Annotated in this window: 21 protein-coding genes; 7 read left to right on the forward strand and 14 right to left on the reverse strand. The window is 44.7% G+C overall.

The features are described from left to right. Positions 1-46 precede the first annotated feature (46 nt). Entirely contained in the window at positions 47-493 is a 447-nt protein-coding gene (locus AC07NA_RS11675) for a hypothetical protein (protein ID WP_494897745.1), read from the forward strand. Between the two features lie 238 nt (positions 494-731). On the opposite strand, the gene AC07NA_RS11680 is transcribed toward AC07NA_RS11675, so the two are convergent. The 6 genes from AC07NA_RS11680 to AC07NA_RS11705 form a co-directional block, all read right to left on the reverse strand. Then, complete coding sequence (locus AC07NA_RS11680) at positions 732-935, reverse strand: hypothetical protein (protein WP_494897746.1); 204 nt, start codon at positions 933-935, stop codon at positions 732-734. Between the two features lie 50 nt (positions 936-985). Next, entirely contained in the window at positions 986-1,396 is a 411-nt protein-coding gene (locus AC07NA_RS11685; protein WP_345213496.1) for a hypothetical protein, read from the reverse strand. 241 nt (positions 1,397-1,637) lie between these two features. Continuing rightward, on the reverse strand, positions 1,638-2,330 hold the full coding sequence (locus tag AC07NA_RS11690; protein WP_345213497.1) for an SIMPL domain-containing protein: 693 nt from the start codon (positions 2,328-2,330) through the stop codon (positions 1,638-1,640). A gap of 253 nt (positions 2,331-2,583) precedes the next feature. Then, entirely contained in the window at positions 2,584-3,453 is an 870-nt protein-coding gene (locus AC07NA_RS11695) for a cupin-like domain-containing protein (protein ID WP_494897747.1), read from the reverse strand. Positions 3,454-3,501: 48 nt separating this feature from the next. Further along, on the reverse strand, positions 3,502-5,259 hold the full coding sequence (locus tag AC07NA_RS11700) for a glycoside hydrolase family 9 protein (RefSeq protein ID WP_494897748.1): 1,758 nt from the start codon (positions 5,257-5,259) through the stop codon (positions 3,502-3,504). Positions 5,260-5,279: 20 nt separating this feature from the next. Then, entirely contained in the window at positions 5,280-6,050 is a 771-nt protein-coding gene (locus AC07NA_RS11705; protein WP_494897749.1) for a ThuA domain-containing protein, read from the reverse strand. 170 nt (positions 6,051-6,220) lie between these two features. On the opposite strand from AC07NA_RS11705, the gene AC07NA_RS11710 reads away from it, so the two are divergent. Next, positions 6,221-7,168 carry a cation diffusion facilitator family transporter gene (locus tag AC07NA_RS11710; protein WP_494897750.1) on the forward strand — a complete coding sequence of 316 codons (948 nt, stop codon included), beginning with the start codon at positions 6,221-6,223 and terminating at the stop codon, positions 7,166-7,168. Here the strand turns inward: AC07NA_RS11710 and hemH are convergent. The 4 genes from hemH to AC07NA_RS11730 all read right to left on the reverse strand — a co-directional run bounded on the left by hemH (position 7,161) and on the right by AC07NA_RS11730 (position 10,510). Further along, positions 7,161-8,180: a ferrochelatase gene (hemH, locus tag AC07NA_RS11715; RefSeq protein ID WP_345213515.1), complete on the reverse strand. Its 1,020-nt coding sequence runs from the start codon at positions 8,178-8,180 to the stop codon at positions 7,161-7,163. The two genes, AC07NA_RS11710 and hemH, sit on opposite strands and share 8 nt — an antisense overlap. A gap of 135 nt (positions 8,181-8,315) precedes the next feature. Further along, entirely contained in the window at positions 8,316-8,876 is a 561-nt protein-coding gene (locus AC07NA_RS11720) for a hypothetical protein (protein ID WP_494897751.1), read from the reverse strand. Positions 8,877-8,939: 63 nt separating this feature from the next. Beyond that, the gene (locus tag AC07NA_RS11725) at positions 8,940-9,629 is read right to left on the reverse strand and encodes a fatty acid desaturase (RefSeq protein ID WP_494897752.1); all 690 of its coding nucleotides are present in this window, start codon (positions 9,627-9,629) and stop codon (positions 8,940-8,942) included. A gap of 29 nt (positions 9,630-9,658) precedes the next feature. Then, positions 9,659-10,510, reverse strand: a complete 852-nt coding sequence (locus tag AC07NA_RS11730; RefSeq protein ID WP_494897754.1) for a 4-hydroxy-3-methylbut-2-enyl diphosphate reductase — start codon at positions 10,508-10,510, stop codon at positions 9,659-9,661. A 279-nt stretch (positions 10,511-10,789) separates the two neighbouring features. Here AC07NA_RS11730 and AC07NA_RS11735 point away from each other — a divergent pair, with 279 nt between their 5' ends. The 5 genes from AC07NA_RS11735 to AC07NA_RS11755 all read left to right on the forward strand — a co-directional run bounded on the left by AC07NA_RS11735 (position 10,790) and on the right by AC07NA_RS11755 (position 16,351). After that, on the forward strand, positions 10,790-11,182 hold the full coding sequence (locus AC07NA_RS11735) for an amino acid permease (protein ID WP_494897755.1): 393 nt from the start codon (positions 10,790-10,792) through the stop codon (positions 11,180-11,182). Next, positions 11,173-12,114: an APC family permease gene (locus AC07NA_RS11740; protein ID WP_494897756.1), complete on the forward strand. Its 942-nt coding sequence runs from the start codon at positions 11,173-11,175 to the stop codon at positions 12,112-12,114. Before AC07NA_RS11735 ends, AC07NA_RS11740 begins: the two co-directional genes overlap by 10 nt. Before the next feature lie 308 nt (positions 12,115-12,422). Then, entirely contained in the window at positions 12,423-13,193 is a 771-nt protein-coding gene (ku, locus tag AC07NA_RS11745; RefSeq protein ID WP_494897757.1) for a non-homologous end joining protein Ku, read from the forward strand. 2 nt (positions 13,194-13,195) lie between these two features. Then, complete coding sequence (gene ligD, locus AC07NA_RS11750) at positions 13,196-15,715, forward strand: DNA ligase D (RefSeq protein WP_494897758.1); 2,520 nt, start codon at positions 13,196-13,198, stop codon at positions 15,713-15,715. 81 nt (positions 15,716-15,796) lie between these two features. Continuing rightward, a complete protein-coding gene (locus AC07NA_RS11755) occupies positions 15,797-16,351 on the forward strand; it encodes a YciE/YciF ferroxidase family protein (protein WP_494897760.1) in 555 nt (184 codons plus the stop codon). Positions 16,352-16,391: 40 nt separating this feature from the next. Here AC07NA_RS11755 and AC07NA_RS11760 read toward each other — a convergent pair whose 3' ends face one another. The 4 genes from AC07NA_RS11760 to AC07NA_RS11775 all read right to left on the reverse strand — a co-directional run bounded on the left by AC07NA_RS11760 (position 16,392) and on the right by AC07NA_RS11775 (position 20,179). After that, on the reverse strand, positions 16,392-17,885 hold the full coding sequence (locus AC07NA_RS11760) for a serine hydrolase (RefSeq protein ID WP_494897761.1): 1,494 nt from the start codon (positions 17,883-17,885) through the stop codon (positions 16,392-16,394). A gap of 91 nt (positions 17,886-17,976) precedes the next feature. Next, a complete protein-coding gene (locus AC07NA_RS11765; RefSeq protein WP_494897762.1) occupies positions 17,977-19,101 on the reverse strand; it encodes a hypothetical protein in 1,125 nt (374 codons plus the stop codon). Positions 19,102-19,106: 5 nt separating this feature from the next. Further along, positions 19,107-19,322 (reverse strand): DUF2442 domain-containing protein, encoded by a 216-nt coding sequence (locus AC07NA_RS11770; RefSeq protein WP_494897763.1) that lies wholly within the window; start codon positions 19,320-19,322, stop codon positions 19,107-19,109. A 131-nt stretch (positions 19,323-19,453) separates the two neighbouring features. Then, positions 19,454-20,179, reverse strand: a complete 726-nt coding sequence (locus AC07NA_RS11775) for a YebC/PmpR family DNA-binding transcriptional regulator (RefSeq protein ID WP_345213720.1) — start codon at positions 20,177-20,179, stop codon at positions 19,454-19,456. Positions 20,180-20,221 lie beyond the last annotated feature (42 nt).

Raw genomic sequence — 20,221 nt, forward strand, 5'->3', positions numbered from 1 at the left:
TCCTCAGAATGACAGTTTGTTTACTGGATTAGCGTTTAAACACACTATGATAAATATATCAGGTTATGTACGCGGCTTATCAACAACCAAAGCCGCGGCCATCTTATTTTGGATTAACCTGATACCCGCGGGCATATGTTTACTGCTGTCTTTATATACATTAGATCAGGAAGGGCCGCTGGATCTGGGTACCGGAGAAATTGCCACACTGGTATTCACCGCGATCTCTTTAAGTGCCGAAGCTGTTTACTTTTGCCAGTTTAACTTTAGTAAACATGCCAATAATAAGGGGCTGTGGGTATATTCTATGGTTGTTAGCAGCGTATTTATTGCCTTTGTTGTTTACACCGCCGCAACGGTGAAAGTTTTGAGTGCTTTGATTTTTTTGGTGTACCCGAATTGCTTCTTCTATTTGAGTTACGAAATGTTCAGAAAATTGAATGTTACTTCAATAGAACAGGGGATCCTGCCTGTTATCCCAAAAGAAAACTAAAGCAATATGATCATCATGGATTTCATAAAATAAAGAAGATTGTTTGGTGATAACTGCTTTACGGATGTTAGGAATCACGGTCTCGGGGAATAAAAGGGATGACCCGAAATATTGTCTAATAGCGATAACACTCTGCCCTTGAATTTATTAGCTGTGGCTGTGCTCCAGCGGTTCTCTATAGAAACATAGATACTATCGAAAGTAAATTCTGCTTCTTCAGTCCATCGGATGTCGAGAATCATGCATTTTTATCGTATTTGCGCATAACTTCGGCAGTCGATTTTGTACGGCCATCACGTGCTTGCTGTCTGCCCCTTTCAATACCTTCTTTTACATACTCGGGCAGTTCGTTTGCCTTTTCAAGTAATTTAAGATAATCATCAATTGAAAGCTGCACATCAGTTGTTTTGCCGTGCTGATCTGTCAAATATTTAACTGTCATACACAAATTTAATAAAACGGATGCAAACAATTGCTATGTAATAATCAAGCTTAGTTAGCCACCTTCGCCAATACCCTCATCAGCGAAGCATCCAGTATGGCGGTGAAAATATTCACTTTTTCTTCGGCAGGGTTGTTCAGCAGGTCTTCGGGGTATACGAAATTGTTTACGCCAATGGCTTTCAGCAATTCATCGGTACCGGTATGGGCCTTTAATTTATAGCAGCAAATTTTGGTTTTTTTGTAGAAGGCATTCATCCTGATGCGGCGCACAATGCGTTCCAGATCGTTCTTTACGTGCTCGTAATCAAACAAGATCATATCAGGCTTTACTTCAAACATGGTGGGGAATACCCTATCGAGTGAGGATACGTGTTTAACGTTTTGGTACTCTGCTGCAAGTCGCCTCGGGCAGTTATCGGGAGCTATTAATAATACCGTCTTGAATCTCTGTCGAATCATGCTCAGTTTGTTAGGGGTGCGTAAAAATATATGGTAATATTCACATTGTCAAGCACTTGTTTTAAATAAAGTGTAATGCATTATATTAACATACAGTTAATTTCTCCTAAATATCCTATAACGTAACTTTTGGTAGATATGTGATAAATTATTTTCACAAAGTTAACGACTGGCTAAACTGCATAAAAAAACCAGGCCTTTAGGGGCCTGGTTTTCAACTATTAATAAAATGTGGTTAGCCTTATTTTATTTCGAAAATAGCGTTGATTTGAAAGCTCAGCTTTATTTTCTTAAAATCGATGTCCGATTCCGGTACTGCGCTATCTGCCGCGGCGCCTTTAAACATCATATTAGCATACATGCGCGGTGATGGGAAGCTGCTGTTATCAGTTTCGGTGATGTTAATAGCACCGCCCAGTTTGTCGCCAAGGGCTGCAACCAGGTAGCTGGCTTTATCGCGGGCGGCCAGTAAGGCTTGCACCTTTAGTTCTTTTTTCAGGTCGTTTACCTTTGAGTAATCGTAACTGTCGATATTGGTCGACTGTATCCCTTTCGGATCGATCTTGCTCAATACCTGGTTAAACTTATTCAGGTCGCGGAATTTGATACCGTACTGTTTGCTGGCCAAAAAGTCGGGGTTCTTTTTCTTTTCAATAGTATAGTTCCAGCTTGATACATTGTTCACTGTAAAGTCCTCCTTGGCTATACCGGCTTCGGCAACGGCTTTTTCCAGTTGCTGCTCCAGCTGACTAATGGTGGTTTTCTTTTTACCGTCAAGATATTCTTTAAGGGAGATGGATACGTTGATAATATCAGGGGTAACCTCTTTTTCGGCAATGCCGGTAACTTCAATTTTTCTGCGCAGATCGGCAGTTTGTGCAAATGCTCCGATAGTTGAGGCAAGCAGTGCCGCCATTATAATGATCTTCTTCATATTCGTATTATTAGTTTGTATATATAGCTATAGACGGAGAAATACCCCGAAGTGCAACATGCAACAAAAACATTACAATTAATGTGTAGCAACAGGACGTGGCAGGAAATGTTTTGGGGATGGGGGAGACTTGGTTTAACAAAAAAACATTGTCAATTACGGGCTACGAAGCAATCACGTCGTATACAGCGCAAACATGAATGGCTAAGAGATTGCTTCGTACCTTACAGTAATGACAGGAAATACGTTTTCCTTACGCTCCCCTCAATCTTTCTATAGCCCTGTTAGCATTAATATCGGCTTGTTTAATTTTATAGGCCAGCCATTTATCTTTAAACAAGCGGCGCATGGTGTTATCCACACGGCGTGTTAATAGTATGTTTTTTAGTCCGCGGAGGCGTTCAATGGGTCTTTCGTTAAGCATGCGCATACTTACCGAATAACCCTCGGTTGCGTATTTTATGTAGTGCCAGTAGCCCGATGGTATGTACAGCGTTTCGCCGGGTTGCAGCTCACATTCGTAGCCGTTCAGGTATTTCAGGCCGGGGTGCTTATCATAATCAGGATTGTTAAGATTGGCCATGCCATGAAAGTTATATGGTAACTTATACAGCAGCGGCGATTGATCTAAAGGGAAAAGCCAGATCTTTTTCACACCCTTAAACTGCGTCAGAAATATGTGCGACATATCAATATCGTAATGATAACGCACGCTTGAGCCCTCGCCGCCAAAAAACATATAAGGCAACCACGATACTATTTTACCGCCTGTTGGGTCGTTATAAACAAGGTCTTTCTTCAGCTCCGGGTTATGCTGTAACAAGTTGAATAAAAACAGCCTTAACTCCGCAGGACCGGAAGCGATAATATCCAGGTATTCGCCAAAAGTAGCTTTCATTACCGGCGGACTGGTAACATGATCGTTAAACTCATCCTCACGGCCATAAAGGTTTACTTTATAGTCGCCCGCTATTTCTTTAAAATAATCATACGTCCATTTATGGAGTGCCGGGCTATCCTTAACAAATCCGGTGAGTATTACCGGCTTTTTAGGTTGAAGATGTTGTTTGTAAAATTCGTCTTTCTCAATAAGGCCAACACGGCTAATGGGCTTCAATAACATGAACCAAAAATAAAATAATTATATAATTACTATAAAGCTTTGCTACAACTATTGAGCGTACATGGCGGTAAGCGCCTGCATAAACCATGCCGAATGCGGTATCCATTGTTCGGTCCAGCGCCATTCGTTGCCTTCGGCCTCTGTTTTGTAATCTATGCCGCTGCCATCAGCGTTGCCATCTTTACCGGTAATACCGTTTGAAATACCACCCCGTTCTGATCCGTGGCCAAAGTTGGAGTGCATATAGGGCACATTATTCTTCCCGAATTTATACATAAAACAAGCCTGGTAGGGGTTGCAGCCCAGTATCCAGGCTATCTGTTGCGATGCAAAGACTTCCAGCGAATCTTTAACGGCTTTGTTCCCGGCATAGGCCACCTTCGCGCCCGCCAGGGCTGCGGTAGCCAGTGAGCCTAAGCGCGCGTTTTCGCCTTGCCACCACCAGCCGGTTTCGTTTTCGTGCGGTATAAAAAAGCCGTCTTTAATTTCGCCTTTGTATTTAAATGTTTGCCGGGCATAACCAAATGGATTGCTCACCTCGTTAGTTACCCTCAAATTATACGCCAGCGCTTTGCGAATAGTACTTAGTGCAGCTTCGCGATGCGGAGCATCGTTCTCCTTTTGCAGATATCGACAAAGGGCAATTACCGGCATACCGGCATCAGATGCATGCCAAAACGGACGGCCTTTATCATCGGCCCTGAAATAACCTGCTTTAGTAATACGGGCATTAAGGTTAGCTGCGCGTTTACGGGCTTCATTACGATATAATACATTGTTGGTGGCGGCCCAAAGCTCGGTAGCGGCCATCAGGGCGCAGTAATCGTCGATGATGTTTTCTTTACCATCGTCATCGTACTTTTTATTGTAGATGAGCAAATGGGCAAAGCCTTTTTTTGCTGCCGCGAGATATTGTGCCGACGTATATTCGCCATGCTTTTTCCAGCGCGATGCACGGGCCAGTGCCGCTATAGCCATACCACCGCCCTCGCGAAATGCTGCCTGGTATTGATTGGTAGTTACGCTGTTAGCCAGTAAGCCAACTACCCGCCTCGCATGCGGATCTTTATTAAAATAGCTGAACACGATCATGTAAAAATAGCCATCCTTTGATAGCGACCTTGCCAGATAATCGGCTCCCCAAAGCGCTTCGTTCTCTATAGAATCTTTTATTTTAAGCTGACCGAGCAAACCGGGCATATTATCGCGAGCGTTAATGAGCGACCAGGTAACCAGCGGGATCTGCTGCGGCGACATGAAATTGGCATAGGCCAAATGCGAAAAGTACTTGCTTACATCGCCCGATGCATCGCACCAGCCGCCATGCAGGTCGACCGTTTTGTTACTGCCGAATAAACGCACTTTTTTATCGGCCTCCAGCTCGGCCGGTGTATTGGCACGTTGCTTATTATAATAGTGTACTATGCTTGGCAGGGTGAGTTTAGCCAAAGCATTATCACCAATGGCAAAACTATCCGATTGGTATGTTTTATCATTAATGCTGATGGCTACATGGTAAGTACCCGATTTATCGAACGTTGAAAAATCGGCCGAATAAAACACCTTACCCGGCAGCCATTCTTCTATTGCCTGCGGACCGCTTAACACGCCTGTAAACACTTCCCCGCCGGTAGTATTATTCACCAAATGGAACACCGTTTTACGGGTAAGTTTTTCATTCATACCAACCAAAGCCGTTTTGGGGCTATGGCTGTTATAGGCCACCTGGTTAACATAAATACTGGGCTGGCCGCTGCAATATCCGCAGGCGAAAAGAAACATCAGGCAGGCTAAAAGTTGTTTCATTATATTGCTGTAAGATAGGTTTAATGTTTACCCGCCGCCCAAAATATGGCATTGGTAAATAGTTTGGTGTAAGCCGTGTTGCTAAATAATTCCGACGAATGCCCCATAAAAATATAGATGTTACGGGCCTTGTATTTAGGGTTGGTCCACACTACGGGATGGTCGCCCATTTTTATATCTGTAGCAGGCTGATAGGTTGATTCATCGGCCGAGGCCAGCACCTGTACATTAGCCCGCGGACTTTTATCGTAAGTGTACCATTCATCCTTATCTACCACAAATGTACCGGGCACACCTTTCATAACCGGATGCGCGGGCTGCTCAACCTTTATCCTTGCCGATGCAAACGTGGCTATATAGTTTTTAAAGCGGATGCCACCCATAAACCGGTAGAACCACAGCCACATCGGTTGCCCGTCGAACTCGCCCAGTAAACTGGCATGGTGAAAGCCTATCCACCCGCCGCGGCCTTCGTTGATGTATTTTATAAAAGCATCTTCAGCCGGTTTACCCCAGCCATAAGGCGCGTAATCAAGTTGAATAAATAGCCGGTAACGTTTCAACAGGTCATCTGTAATCAATTTAGGGGCCTGTATATAATCAACAGTAAAGTTGCTATCCGTAGCCAGCTTATCAAGCCATACCCTTGCCGCTTTTGAGTACGCAACATGGTGCCCGCCGTTTTCGTAAATAGCCAGCACTTTAAACCGGGGCGTTTTTTGCTCTGCCCATGCAATAGTTGTGCAAAACAGGATGAGTAGCGTAAGTAAATAACGGGGAATGTTCTTCATTTATTTAGCAAGTTGACTATTGGTTTTTAAAAATACATATTATCGTTTAAAATGCTAATTGTTTAGCAATCAGCAGATGCAATAAATAATTATAGGCATCGGCAGGTATAAAGCCTAAACTTTTTATCCGCTTGCTTGTAATAAAGGCATCAACCCATTAAATAGCAGGCATGGCTAAAAATTACAAATCAATATACAGTGCATTGGCGGCCAACCTGCTTATAGCGGTAACCAAGTTTGTTGCCGGTGGCTTCAGCGGCAGTTCGTCCATGATATCTGAAGGGGTGCACTCGCTGGTTGATACCATTAACCAGGTGCTGATATTGTATGGCCTTAAACGCAGCCGCAAACCACCCGATGCTACACACCCGTTTGGCTATGGTAAGGAGATCTACTTTTGGTCGTTCATTGTATCGATACTCATTTTTGGTTTGGGCGGCGGCATTTCTATTTACCAGGGCGTGCACCATATAATGGAACCCGAGCCATTCGGCAACCCAACATGGAACTACGTGGTACTGGTGCTATCAATGATATTTGAGGGCAGTTCGCTCGTTATCGCCATAACAGAATTTAACAAGGTTAGAGGCGAGTTAAGCTGGTGGGATGCCATTGTAAAAAGTAAAGACCCAACCAGCTTTTTGGTGCTGTTTGAAGATAGCGCCGCCGTAATTGGCCTGATGATCGTGTTGGTGTTTATGCTGATCGGTCATGGTTACAACCTGCCTTATATGGATGGGTTGGCATCGGTAATGGTGGGCTTGCTGTTGGTATTCGTATCGGCCATACTGGCGCGCGAAAGTCGCAGCCTGCTGATGGGCGAGGGTATAGCCCCCGAAACAAAGACCAAAATAAAGGCCATTGCCGAGCAGGATGGTTCGGTAATAAAAGTGCTTAATATTTTATCGAACTACCAATCGCCGGAGGAGGTTATACTGATGCTGATCGTGGCTTTTAAGCCCGACCTGGATACGGAAGACATCACCGATACCATCGAAAGGCTGCGCAAACGCATTATGGACGAATACCAGCTTGTCCGCTTCGTGATCATACAGCCGCAAACCTATCCGCCAACAGGCGATACAGGTGTAAAAGCCAATGCCGAAAATATTAATTAGCCAGCACCATACGCTCCAGCGCGTCGATAAAGGTGGGTGAGTCGTTAAGGCTTTCCACCAGTTGCACCTCTTCGCCGCCTAAATGTTTGAACTCGGCGCCGTACTCTTCGGTAACCTCAAAAACGGTTTCCAAGCAATCGGCAACAAAGGCCGGGCAAAATACCAACAAGCGCTTTTTACCTTCTTTGGCCAGTTGTGCAATTACCTCGCTGGTGTAGGGCTGTACCCATGGGTCGCTGCCCAGGCGCGATTGAAAGCAAACGGTGTAATCCTCTTTTGAAATATTCAGTTCGGCCGCGATGAGCCTGGCCGTATGGTATGATTGCGCCGAATAGCAAAACTTATTTTTATCGGTAAGCGTTTGGCAGCAATCGTTCACTTTTAAACAGTGACTGTGGGTATGATCGGCTTTAATAAGCTGCCTTTGCGGCAAGCCATGAAAGCTGAACAGGATATGATCGTATTTTTCGGGCTGATATTTACGGCCGTTATCGGCAAAGGTTTTGATCATCAAATCATCATCGTGAAACGAATTGATGAACGATATAGGCGGCGGGGTAGGCCAATCTTTAACCAAACGCATTACCTTTTCATATACCGAACCGGTACTTGCCGAAGCGTATTGCGGAAACATCGGGATCACCTGTATGCTATCCACCAGGGCGGCTTTCAGGTTATCAAGTGCCAGTTCTATCGATGGGTTTTGGTAGCGCATAGCCAGCTCAACCATGTAACCATCGCCAAGGCGTTGTTGCAGGGCATCGCGCTGTAATATACTGTAGTGTTTTAATGGCGACCCGGTTTTATCGTCCCAGATAGCCTTATATAATTTGGCCGATTTTGGCGCCCTGAAGGGTACAATAACCGCCTTAACCAAAAAGGTGCGCAAAGCAGCATTTACGTCAATCACCCTCGGATCCATCAAAAACTCATCCAGATAACGGCGCACATCGCCTGTGCTCGGGCTATCCGGCGTACCTAAATTCACTAATAAAATTCCCTTTTTAGCCATAATATTTCGAGGCGCAAATGTAATAAAAAACCCCCTAACCCCCTGAAGGGGGAACTATTATTGCAAATTGATGATTAGCTTATGAATGCCGCCAACTACGTTATATTGCAAAACACGTGTCCATTGAAATTATTGTTAGCTTATTTGTCGTTTTAGGCTGCTCTTCGGCAGGTTACAAATAACTATCAATATTACTCCGACGAGGGCCCCCTGAAGCGGAATGATTAGCAAGGGTGAAAAATTGCCGGCATTATCAGGCACAGCTTCACGCCTTGTAGAAGTAGCCACGATAGTCAATAACTCAAACCACCAACCAAGACTCATTAAACCAGTTATGATTAAAACAAGATAAGCCTTGCTACGAAGCCGCTTTGCAAACAAGCACAAAGGGAGGATATAACCAACCAAAAACATCATCCAATAACTCCACCAGTATGGTCCGACTGCACGATTAATAATATTTATTGTATAATACTCTGCCGATGAAAAATAACCAACAAGGAATTCAATAACAGGGATGATGATGTTGAGCAATGTATAGACCAATACTATCCAGCTGATTATAATAACCGGTCGCTTATAATCTAAATCTCTTTTTAACAGGTTTCTCGCAACTATGATAATAAGTACACTGAAAAAACTGCCTTTTATCAGGTTCACATCAATCAGGTGTGCAAAACGATGTAATATCTCCATTAACGATATGTTTAGGTTGCTGTAAAAATATCCTTTTTATTTACTGCTGACTTAGTAAACAGCCTATTTATTTGCTTGTGGCGGTGGCGTTTGCCAGAGCTTCCACCATGGTGTGCCCGGCGAATCGTGGTGTTCGTAATGATAGCCGAAAAAATAGCAGCTGAAAAAGGCCGCTACGTGGTTTCGGGCCTGGCTACGGGCGTGGTATTGATTATCGTGCTCACCTTTGTGTGGCAAATAAGTGCCAAAGTAAAACAGCTGTAAGGTGCTTAATAAAGATGGCGCTACCCAAAACAGCAGCAGATTAGGCTGCGGAATCCATAGCTTTAATATATTGAACACTACCGCCATAATTACAATTTGCCATACAGACAGATAATTGCGGATAAACCTCACATACCAACTCCAAAAACCACCCTCGTGGTAATCCGGATCGACCTCGGTATGTACATGGCTATGGTGTAAGTGGTGTTTGGTATACAGTTGTGGGTACCAGAACGAGGCGTAAAAAAAGGTACAGATGTATCCTACCGCGTTATTGACCTTACGGTTAGGTGCAATAGTACCGTGCATGGCATCATGGGCTGTAATGAAAAGTCCCGTATACAAATGCATCTGCAATAAAATAAAGAAATAAAGCAGCGGATTAGCAAAGTTCACCTGCCATTGCATCAGCAAAATAATGGACATTAGCCAGCTGCCAATAACCAGTATGGCAACAAATAAACCGGTATATGATGGTGCTTTTTGCATGAATATGCTATAGCGCAAATATCGTGCTGTTAAAATTGCTCAAGAGCTTCTTTCACATCTTTCATCAGCCACATAGGTGTCGATGTAGCGCCTGCAATGCCTACGGTATCACCGGGATTGAACAGGATCTTATCCAGTTCATCAACCGCCGAAATAAAGTAGGTGCTTGGGTTATGTTTTTTGCATACCTCGTACAATACCTTACCGTTTGATGATTTGCGGCCGGATACGAACACGATCTTATCAAATTTGGTAGCAAAAGCAGGCAGATCTTTATCGCGGTTCGATACCTGCCGGCAAATAGTATCATTCGCTTTTACCTCATACCCGCGCGACAGCAACTCATCCTTAATACCATAGAATTTCTCCATGCTTTTGGTGGTTTGGCTGTACAGGGTAAAACTTTGCGGCAACTCCACATTATCCAGCTCGGCAATGTCCTGAAAAACCAGAGCTTCGTTGTTGGTTTGCCCTTGCAATCCAATAACCTCGGCATGGCCGTGTTTACCGAATATGAGGATCTTCTCCTTACTATCGAACGATGTTTTTATCCTGTTTTGCAGTTTCAGCACTACCGGGCACGAAGCATCAATCAGGGTAATGTTGTTCTCTAAAGCGGTGCGATAAGTTTCTGGCGCTTCGCCATGGGCGCGGATGAGCACTTTTTCGTTATGCAACTCGCCCAGTTCGGCGTGTTCAATAATGCGGAGGCCTTTGGCTTTCAGGCGGGCAACCTCTTCATCATTGTGCACAATATCGCCAAGACAATAAAGGTAGCCGTCTTGCTCCAGTATTTCTTCGGCCATGTCAATAGCAAACACTACCCCAAAGCAAAAGCCCGAATCCTGGTCAATGGTAACCTTTAAATTATACTCTCCCATGATGATGCAAATTTACGGTAAAAACATTTAAAATGACATTGTTAAAAGCGCCCGGTAAAAATTTTACAATTATTATCGTTCTTCCATCCGGTTTAAAAAGCTCTGAGGTTTTTCTTTGTTAATGAGCAGCCTCTACTACCTGTCGTACGTAAGTTGCGCAAGGCAAATGCGCTATTTATTTTAATGGCCTTAAAGTTTACCAGGTGTTGTAATTTTCGTACAGCTGCTATACCGCTTATTGTTATAATTTTCAATGCAGAAATTATATTTTTATAACCGATGCCATCCCCACAATCGTTAAAGAAGATCAGGCCTTTACAGCTTATCGCGGTGATATTTTTTACCGTGTCGGGCGGGCCGTATGGCCTGGAGCCCTTGCTGTCTTATGCCGGTGAGCATGCCGCCATCTTACTTTTATTACTTACGCCTTTGCTGTGGGATGTACCCGCCATACTCACCGTAATGGAGCTCAACAGCATGATGCCCGTGGAGGGCGGCTATTACAAATGGGTAAAGAACACGCTGGGCACTCGCTGGGGTTTTTACGAAGGCTGGTGGACCTGGCTCTATACCTTCGTTGATCTGGCTATTTATCCTGTGCTCTTCGTTGAGTCGCGGCGTTTTTCTTCCCGGGATTGGAGGCATATAAGATCCCTGTTTGCTTGCTCATAATATGGTCGTCGGCAGGGCTGAACATATTGGGGATAGTGCCCGTGGGTAAAGTCTCCTTGTTTTTAAGTGCTGCGGTGTTATCGCCATTTATAGTTTTGGTAGCCGTTTTCTTTTATAAGCATACAGGCGGTATCGCGTTGCCACAACCATCATTACATGGCATCAGCTACCCTTCACTGGGTATGGCGTTATACACCGTAATGTGGAACTGTTTAGGCTGGGATAATATAACCACCTACGCCCAGGAGGTGGAGAAGCCCGTAAAGTCGTACTTAAACTCCATCGCTATCGCCTTCGCGCTGGTAATGGTGGTGTACTTTTTTGCGGTATTGGTAGCGCAGCAATCAGGCATTAATAAGGATGTTTTAACCAACGATGGCTTCCCTGCATTGGGTGTACTCATCGGCGGGCAATGGCTGGGCGCGCTCATCGCCATGGGCGGAATGGCCAGCACGTTGGGCATATATGCCGCCGTGCTGCTGTCGGTATCGCGCGTACCCAAGGCCATGGCCGATGACGGCTTACTGCCGAAAGGACTTAACCGTAACCATCCCCGTTTTCAAACACCCTATATTTCCATAGTAATTTGCTCCATAATAGTAAGCCTGATGGTGTTGTGGACATTCGCCGACCTGCTCATTATAGACGTTACCGTATACGGCGCCGGGCTTTCACTCGAATACATTACCCTGCTTACCCTCCGCATAAAACAACCCGGCAGGCACCGGCCTTTCAAGATCCCGTTAAGTACCAAAGGCCTCTACCTCATGATCGTGTTACCGGTATCGGTATATTTCATTGCGCTCGCAGGCGCGTTCGCATCCGAAGAAAAAGGCATCCAGGCAGCCCTGTTCGCCATCATCGCCCTCTCCAGCGCCGAATTGGTATGGCGAATAATTACCTGGCGAAAACCGAATTTACTGAGTGAATAATCCGATCTTAATTTCTTTCTCAAACCTCACAAGATCGGTGAAATCAACTCACCCCGACATCGCTTCGCTTGTCGCCCCTCTCTCCGCAAGCGGAAAGAAAGGTTTCGAAGTTCTTTCCCTCTTTGCGAAGCAGAGAGGGTGGTCCAGCGAAGCGTAGACCGGGTGAGTTGACTATGCGAATTGCTTCTATCCTGCCAACTTCCTACACACATCCCCACCCAAACCCCGCCCCTGAAACCCCGCCCCCACCCCTCCAAACATATTCCCCATCTCAATAGTTATACTTAAGCTAATAAAACAAGCTGACTATGAGATCTATCTGGAAAGGTTCTATCGGGTTCGGACTGGTGAGTATACCGGTTAAACTGTATTCTGCCGTGCAAAGCAGTTCTATTGATCTGGACATGCTCGACGGTCGCGACCATTCGCGCATAAAATATCAACGCGTGAACGAGAAAACGCATAAAGAGGTGCCTTACGACAAGATTGTTAAGGGTTATAAACTCGATGAGGAATACATCATTCTCGAAGAGCGTGATTTTGAAGATGCCGCGCCCGAAAAAAATAAGACCATAGAAATTGAAAGCTTTGTTGACATTGGCGATGTAAACCCCATGTTTTACGAAACATCGTACTATACCGAGCCCGATACCAAAAACAGTAAGGCATACGCCCTGTTGCTGAAAGCGCTCATTAAATCGAAAAAGGCCGGGCTTGCCCGTTTCGTGCTCCGCAATACCGAAAGCCTGTGCATCGTACACCCGGTTAAAAACGTGCTGGTGGTTACCCGTATCCGTTTCGGGCAGGAGATACGGGACACCGACGACCTTAACATTGCCGACGATGTAACCGTGAGCAAAAAAGAACTCGACGTAGGCCTGGCACTCATTAACCAATATGCCGAATATTTTGACGTGTCGAAATTTAAGGATGAGTATAATGATGAGTTGCTGAAGATCATCCGCGCGAAAGCCAAGGGCAAACGGCCGACCATTAAAAAGCTTAAGCCGCATAAAGCAAAAGGAACCGACCTGTACGAGCAATTAATGGAAAGTTTAAATGCTAAAAAAGGAGCCTGACCATGAGCCTTAAGGAGTATGAAAAAAAGCGCGACTTCAGCAAAACCGCCGAACCCAAAAGTGGTAAAAGTAAGGGTAAGGCCTTAACCTTTGTGGTGCAACGCCACCATGCCTCGCACCTGCATTACGATTTCAGGCTGGAACTGGATGGTACGCTAAAAAGCTGGGCCGTGCCGAAAGGGCCATCGCTTAACCCCGAAGACAAGCGCCTCGCCATGATGGTGGAAGATCACCCGATAGATTATCAGAACTTTGAAGGCATTATCCCCAACGGAAATTATGGGGCAGGTGTGGTGTTGATATGGGATCATGGTACTTATGAATCTTTAGCTGATGACCGTAAGGATGATATCAAAACATTACGGGCAGGCTTAAAGGCAGGTAACTTAAAATTCAGGCTGAAGGGCACTATTTTAAAAGGCGAATTCGCGCTGGTAAAACTAAAAACCGGCGAAGATAATTCGTGGCTGCTGATAAAACACAAGGACGATTACGCCGAAAAGAAATTTAACAGCGAAGACCTTGTGCCCGAAAAAATAAAGGCCATGAAGAATAACAAGGACGGCAAAGCGACCGCCCTGCCCGGTGGCAAAAAAGTTAAGGCTGAAAAAAAAACTCCTGACAAAAACGAAGCAGCTGAACCTGTAGAAGAACAGCACACCGGCGGTGCCTACCGCCCGATGATGGCCAAACTGGAAAGTAAGATCTTCGACCATGAAGATTGGATATACGAGCGTAAGCTGGATGGCTACCGCGCGCTTGGTTATACCGGCAAAAACGCCAAACTCATCTCGCGCAATGGTATCGATTTTAGTAAGGATTACAAAAAGGTGGTTGACGAATTAAAGGAGATCACCAAGGATGCCATTATTGACGGTGAGCTGGTGATCGAAGACGATAAAGGCCGGAGCCGCTTTCAGGATATACAGCATTATGATGGGGATAAGGATAATCTCACGCTTAAATATTACGTATTCGATCTGCTCAAACTAAACGGACACGATATCCGTGATCTGGAACTGATCAAACGAAAAAAACTGCTGGAAACGCTAATCGCGCAGCACCCTACGCCTTCTATTATCTATAGCAAACATGTGGAGGGCAAAGGCACCGATTTATTTAACAAGGCTAAAAAAGAGGAATGGGAAGGCGTGATTGCCAAGAATGGGCAAAGCTATTACAACAGTGGCAAACGGAGCGATAGCTGGCTGAAGTTTAAATATCAAAATTCGCAGGAAGCATTGATATGCGGCTATACCGCGCCAACCGGTTCGCGTAAGCATTTCGGGGCTTTGGTGTTGGGGATTAATCAGGGCGATATTATCAAATACATTGGTAATTGCGGTACGGGTTTTAATGAGGCTTCGCTTAAGGAGCTGTTTGCAAAAATGGAACCGCTTGAAACTGATAAGCGCCCGTTCGACGAAAAACCGCATCAGCGCAGTAAGATCACCTGGTTAAAGCCCGAACTGGTTTGTGAGGTTTGGTATACCGAATGGACGGGCGACGGGCTCCTGCGCCACCCGGTTTATAAGGGTTTAAGGATGGATAAAAACAAAGAAAATGTTGTTATGGAAACCCCCGAAAAGCAAATGGCCGACGAGGAGATCATCACCTACGGTCGTAAAAAAGTGAAGGTATCGCATTTGAATAAAGTATTCTGGAAGCAGGAAGGCATCACCAAAGGCGAACTGGTAAAGTACTATCAAAGTATGGCCGACAGGATTTTGCCTTTTTTGAAAGATAAACCCATCTCCATGAAACGGCAGCCCAACGGGATTGATGATCCGGGCTTTTTTCAAAAAGATAATACCGCCAACCTGCCCGACTGGATCAAGACCGAAAAGGTGTACTCTGAAAGTAACGATAAGGATATTAACTACATTGTAGGTACCGATGAAGCCACGCTGATTTATATGGTCAATTTGGGTTGTATCGAAATTAATCCGTGGTTGAGCAGCTATAAAAAGCCGGAGAACCCCGAGTATGTGGTGATCGATATTGATCCGCATGATGTACCTTTTAGCCAGGCGATTGAAGCCGCGCTGAAAACAAAAGAAGTTTTCGACAGGATGAAACTCGAAGTCTTTATAAAAACATCGGGCTCAAAGGGCTTGCATATTTACTGTTACCTGGGTGCTAAGTACGATTATGATTTTGTAAAAGTGTTTGCCGAGTATGTAGCCCATTTGGTACATGATGAACTGCCCGATACTACAAGTATAGAACGGAGTCCGGCTAAGCGACCTAAAAAAGTGTATATCGACTTTTTGCAGAACCGCCGCGGACAAACCATAGCCTGCCCGTATTCGGTACGGCCAAAACCGGGGGCTACGGTATCGGCACCGCTGCACTGGCACGAGGTAAATGATGATTTGAAGCTTTCAGACTATACTATTTACAACATAAAAGAACGCGCCGATAAAATTGATAACCCATGGAAAGACCTTCATAAAACAAAAGCCGATTTGAAAAAGGCATTAAAACTCCTAAAACAAGAGGGCGCAAATATTGAATTATAATTAAATTTATATATAAATAGGTAATTGGCATGGTGTTAGTAATGGCTTATGTACATTAAAAACATAAAAATTATCTGCACTATGGCAACTACAAAAACAAAAGCACCCAAAGCAACAGAAGTTGCTGTTGAGGTGAGCGATTCAGCTTTAAATGAGCTGTTTATTGACGAACTGAAGGACATTTACTGGGCCGAAAAACACCTGGCCAAAGCATTGCCTAAAATGGCAAAAGGCGCTACATCTGATGAGTTGCGCAAAGCTATTGAAACCCACCTTGCCGAAACCGAAAACCACGCGGTAAGATTAGAGCAGGTTTTTGAAGCGATAGGTGAAAAGGCCGCTACCAAAAAATGCGATGCCATGGATGGCTTGCTAAAAGAAGGTGCCGGGATACTGGAAGATACCGAAGAAGGTACCATCACCCGTGATGCGGGAATCATCTCTGCCGCTCAAAAAATTGAGCACTACGAAATTGCCTCTTATGGTACCCTGAAAACCTTAGCCGCTACGTTAGGCTATAACGAAGCTGCTGAACTGCTTGATGCTACCTTGCAGGAAGAAAAAAAGACTGATGACCTGCTTACTAAAATTGCAGAAAGCGGCATTAACAAAAGTGCCAAAGCCGAAAAGAAATAAGTAATTGCCGAACGCTATATGGAAGAGGCCGTCTCATAAGTTACTGTGAGACGGCTTTTTGTTTCAATTTAATCAGGCTGTCCCGTATATTCTTGTCATCCGGCTTTAAGGCCAGCGCTTTTCTATATATCAGAATAGCTTCTTCTTTTTTACCGGCTTTGGTGAGCGCTTTTCCATAGCTGGTATGCATCTCTATATTGTTTGGATTTAAAACTAAATTGATCTTAAAAGCTTCCAGGGCTTTATCAATATAAGAGTCGTCGAGCAATTCGTTGGCAATAAAATCCATCTCACGTACGCCATATCTGTAGTGGGCACTATCTGCCTGCATTTGCACTAAACGGCTTGCAGCCATATCGGCTCCATGCTCAAAAAGTACTTTGGCATACCTGTCTGCAATAGATATTTTAACTTTTTCCTGTGGTGTATTATCTAATATACTGATCACATTAGCTGCAGTAATAAAGTTAGTAAGGCTTTGGGTGTTGTCTAAGATAATGACGGTTTGATTCTTTGACAGGTTCCGCATCATTATACTTTTCAAGCCTTCAATATAGCCGGTATGAAAAACGATTTTTTCTGGTGCCTTTGTTGTTAAAATGAACCAACCCAGTCCGTACGAAACACCGCCACCTGCTACTACCTCTTTTTTATTGTTGAGCACAGCGGGTTTAAATGCCTCATCAAGCAATTGCTTTTTTACCAGCTTGCCGCGATACAACGCCTGATCAAACTTTAAAAGATCATTTGTTGTACTGATGATATTACCCTGTCCCCAAAAAACAGTATAGCTGGTATCAGTCGGGATAGAATCGGCCTGTTTTAAATTAGGATAGTAATGTTTTGGATAGGAATAACGCTTGGTTACATTGGGTTTTTGAACGGCCTGAGGATTGCCCAAATAAGTGCTTGCCATACCTGCCGGTTTGAATATGTATTTTTTAAGATAATCATCAAAAGCCATATGCGACACTTTCTCAACCAATACTGCCAGTAAATTATAGTTAATATTTGAATAGCTGTATTCATCGCCGGGTTTAAAGGCCAGCGGTTTAGGATATTGCTGTAAAACCGGGACGATGTCATGATACCCAAATTTCTTTGTGGGCTGTACCTTCAAAACCGTATCAAATATTTCGGCCTTATCCCTGGGCAACCCCGAGGTATGTGAAAGTAAATTCCTGATGGTTACATCGGGATAAGGAAATTGCGTCAAGTATTTTTTTAACGGACTGTCCAGGTCGATCTTGTTTTTTTGAACCAGTTGCAGCACAGCCGTCGAAGTGATAGTTTTTGTTAAAGAGGCAAGAAAAAAAGCTGAATTATCGGTATTTAATATTTTGTTCGGAACATCTGCATAGCCGAATGACTTCTTATAGATTACCTGCCCATGATCTGCCACCAATACATTACCATTTAGCCAACCAGCATTTAACTGGGTATTAAATAAGCTGTCGAGTCTTTTATAGGTGTCTTGCGCATTTGCTAAGTTACAGATGCAACCCGCGATGATAAGGATAATACGTTTTTTCATGGTGCTTAATAGACTTACCCATTCCGAAAAACGTGACACTAAATAATAAATAAATTTCTACACATCCTAACGCAACCCACAATAGCGGATATTATTCTTGCGGTGGTTTCGGAGGCGTTGTTTTGGCGTTGAACCTTGGTTTAAAGCCTAAGGGCGGTTTGGGGGCGGGAGTCTCTTCCGCAGGTTTCTCTTCGGGTGCAACGTCCGAAGCCGTTGCAGGCTCGGCAGTATCCTTTATCGGTTCCTGAACTTCGGGTACCGGAATCTCTTCTACAGGCTTTGGAGTAGCATTTGCTGCACGGAATTTCGGCTTGAAACCCAGTGGGGCTTTGGTAGCAGGCTTTTCTTCGGGAATTTCCTGTGCCGTTTCCTCCCCGGTGTTTGCCTGTATCGTATTGTCCGGAGCCTCATCCTTGATAACGTTTTCCTTTTCAGGAACAGGTTTTGCTTCAGCAGGCTTTGACGCAGTTGCCGCGCGGAATTTCGGTTTAAAGCCTAATGCGGGTTTTGCTTCAACAGGCGGTTCACGGCTTTCCGTTGGAGGTTTAGCCTTTGAAGTTTCAACTTGTGGCGTATCTTCCACCGGTTTTGGTGCTGCCTTAAATCTTGGAGTAAAACCAACCTTAGCAGGTGGCGGTATTGCAGCAGGCTGCTCTGCCGGGGTTTCGGCTTGTGGTGTTTCTTCCGCCGGTTTTGGCGCCGCTTTAAATCTTGGTGTAAAACCAACCTTTGCAGGTGGCTGTGTTGCAGCGGGTTGCTCTGCCGGAGTTTCGGCTTGTGGTGTTTCTTCTGCCGGTTTCGGTACGGCCTTAAATCTTGGTGTAAAACCAACCTTTGTAGGCGGCGGTGTTGCAGCAGGTTGCTCTGCCGAGGTTTCGGCTTGTGGTGTTTCTTCTGTTGTTTTTGGTGTTGATGGTGCTTTAAAGCGTGGTGTAAAGCCGGTTTTGGGCGCGGATGTTACAGGCTCCGTGAGCGAGTCAACAATGGTTTGCTCGGCGAGACGGTTCTCAATTACTGCCTTCTCAACCTTAATTTCGGGTGCAAGGTGGTATTTTAAGCGGAGTTTGTTGAACCAGTATTTTTTGGTGTGATCGAAGCTTTTTTCACCCATTTGGCCGTAGTGGTTTTCAAATTCGGCAAATAAACCCGGTTCGGCATCTTGCAGCGCGGCCAGGTTTATCTTCTTCTTTTTAAAAAACTCTTCAAACGTTAGCATCGGCTTTACAGCATTATATCCACATCTATCTTATTCCAGCGTATGCCGTTGGCAGTTGGTACCCAGTCTTCACGCTCCTCGTCGGTTGCGTTCATCAGCTTCGGGAACCATTCCAACGGAAAAACCTGTTGTTTGCCATCGCCTTTATCCACATGCAGTAAGCCCGCATTAAAGCTTACCTTAATGTCCTTTTGTTGCTTACGTGATGTGAATAACGCCATGATTTATCGCTTTATTTTTAAGGACTGTCATTCTGAACGTAGTGAAGAATCTTCTTTGCTTTAAAGTTCACTAACAGATGCTTGGTACTTCAGCATGACAGTCCTTTTATTGATCGGAAATGAGAGTGCTGTTACTCTGCCATATTATGGTACACCGCCTGCACATCGTCGTCCTCTTCCAGGCGATCAATGATCTTGAACACCTCTACCGATTGTTCTTCGGTTACGGCGGTGGTTGATTGCGGGATACGCTCTAACTTAGCCGATTTTACTTCAATGCCCAATCCTTCAAGTGCTTTTTGCATACTGCCGAAATGCTCATAACCGGCATGTACAACGGCTACGTCTTGTCCCTCTTCGTTCGCTTCCACAAACAGGTCTTCTAATCCGGCATCAATCAGCTCAAACTCCAGTTCTTCCAGATCACGGTCGCCCGGATCAAACGTAAATACCGATTTGCGGCTGAATATAAAATCGAGCGAACCTGTTTTACCCAGCGTACCGCCATATTTGGTAAAGTAGCTGCGTACGTTGGCAACGGTACGGTTAAGGTTATCGGTAGCGGTTTCTACCAATATGGCTACACCAAATTGCGCGTATCCTTCGTATACTATTTCTTCGTAATCTTTCTCATCGCGACTGGTTGCGCGTTTTATAGCGGCCTCAACCCTGTCTTTAGGCATGTTAACCGCCTTGGCATTTTGTACCGCGGTGCGTAGCCTTGAGTTGTTGTCAACATCACTGCCACCAGCCTTAACAGCCATAACAATTTCCTTACCCAAACGGGTAAACTGAACCGCCATTTTGGCCCAGCGTTTAAATTTTCTTTCCTTACGGAATTCAAATGCTCTTCCCATAGTAATTATAAACCTGTTATTGATCAGGTTTTTGAGGTGCAA

It is taken from the genome of Mucilaginibacter sp. GW821-FHT07G05, assembly GCF_059418565.1.

Coding starts and splice junctions, on each gene's coding strand:
- AC07NA_RS11700 (WP_494897748.1), bottom strand. CDS start 5,259: ATGAAACAACTTTTAGCCTGCCTGATGTTTCTTTTCGCCTGCGGATAT.
- AC07NA_RS11680 (WP_494897746.1), bottom strand. CDS start 935: ATGACAGTTAAATATTTGACAGATCAGCACGGCAAAACAACTGATGTG.
- AC07NA_RS11760 (WP_494897761.1), bottom strand. CDS start 17,885: ATGAAAAAACGTATTATCCTTATCATCGCGGGTTGCATCTGTAACTTA.
- AC07NA_RS11705 (WP_494897749.1), bottom strand. CDS start 6,050: ATGAAGAACATTCCCCGTTATTTACTTACGCTACTCATCCTGTTTTGC.
- AC07NA_RS11725 (WP_494897752.1), bottom strand. CDS start 9,629: ATGCAAAAAGCACCATCATATACCGGTTTATTTGTTGCCATACTGGTT.
- AC07NA_RS11690 (WP_345213497.1), bottom strand. CDS start 2,330: ATGAAGAAGATCATTATAATGGCGGCACTGCTTGCCTCAACTATCGGA.
- AC07NA_RS11755 (WP_494897760.1), top strand. CDS start 15,797: ATGGCAACTACAAAAACAAAAGCACCCAAAGCAACAGAAGTTGCTGTT.
- AC07NA_RS11720 (WP_494897751.1), bottom strand. CDS start 8,876: ATGGAGATATTACATCGTTTTGCACACCTGATTGATGTGAACCTGATA.
- AC07NA_RS11695 (WP_494897747.1), bottom strand. CDS start 3,453: ATGTTATTGAAGCCCATTAGCCGTGTTGGCCTTATTGAGAAAGACGAA.
- ligD (WP_494897758.1), top strand. CDS start 13,196: ATGAGCCTTAAGGAGTATGAAAAAAAGCGCGACTTCAGCAAAACCGCC.
- AC07NA_RS11710 (WP_494897750.1), top strand. CDS start 6,221: ATGGCTAAAAATTACAAATCAATATACAGTGCATTGGCGGCCAACCTG.
- AC07NA_RS11675 (WP_494897745.1), top strand. CDS start 47: ATGATAAATATATCAGGTTATGTACGCGGCTTATCAACAACCAAAGCC.
- AC07NA_RS11770 (WP_494897763.1), bottom strand. CDS start 19,322: ATGGCGTTATTCACATCACGTAAGCAACAAAAGGACATTAAGGTAAGC.
- AC07NA_RS11775 (WP_345213720.1), bottom strand. CDS start 20,179: ATGGGAAGAGCATTTGAATTCCGTAAGGAAAGAAAATTTAAACGCTGG.
- AC07NA_RS11685 (WP_345213496.1), bottom strand. CDS start 1,396: ATGATTCGACAGAGATTCAAGACGGTATTATTAATAGCTCCCGATAAC.
- AC07NA_RS11730 (WP_494897754.1), bottom strand. CDS start 10,510: ATGGGAGAGTATAATTTAAAGGTTACCATTGACCAGGATTCGGGCTTT.
- hemH (WP_345213515.1), bottom strand. CDS start 8,180: ATGGCTAAAAAGGGAATTTTATTAGTGAATTTAGGTACGCCGGATAGC.
- AC07NA_RS11735 (WP_494897755.1), top strand. CDS start 10,790: ATGCCATCCCCACAATCGTTAAAGAAGATCAGGCCTTTACAGCTTATC.
- AC07NA_RS11765 (WP_494897762.1), bottom strand. CDS start 19,101: ATGCTAACGTTTGAAGAGTTTTTTAAAAAGAAGAAGATAAACCTGGCC.
- ku (WP_494897757.1), top strand. CDS start 12,423: ATGAGATCTATCTGGAAAGGTTCTATCGGGTTCGGACTGGTGAGTATA.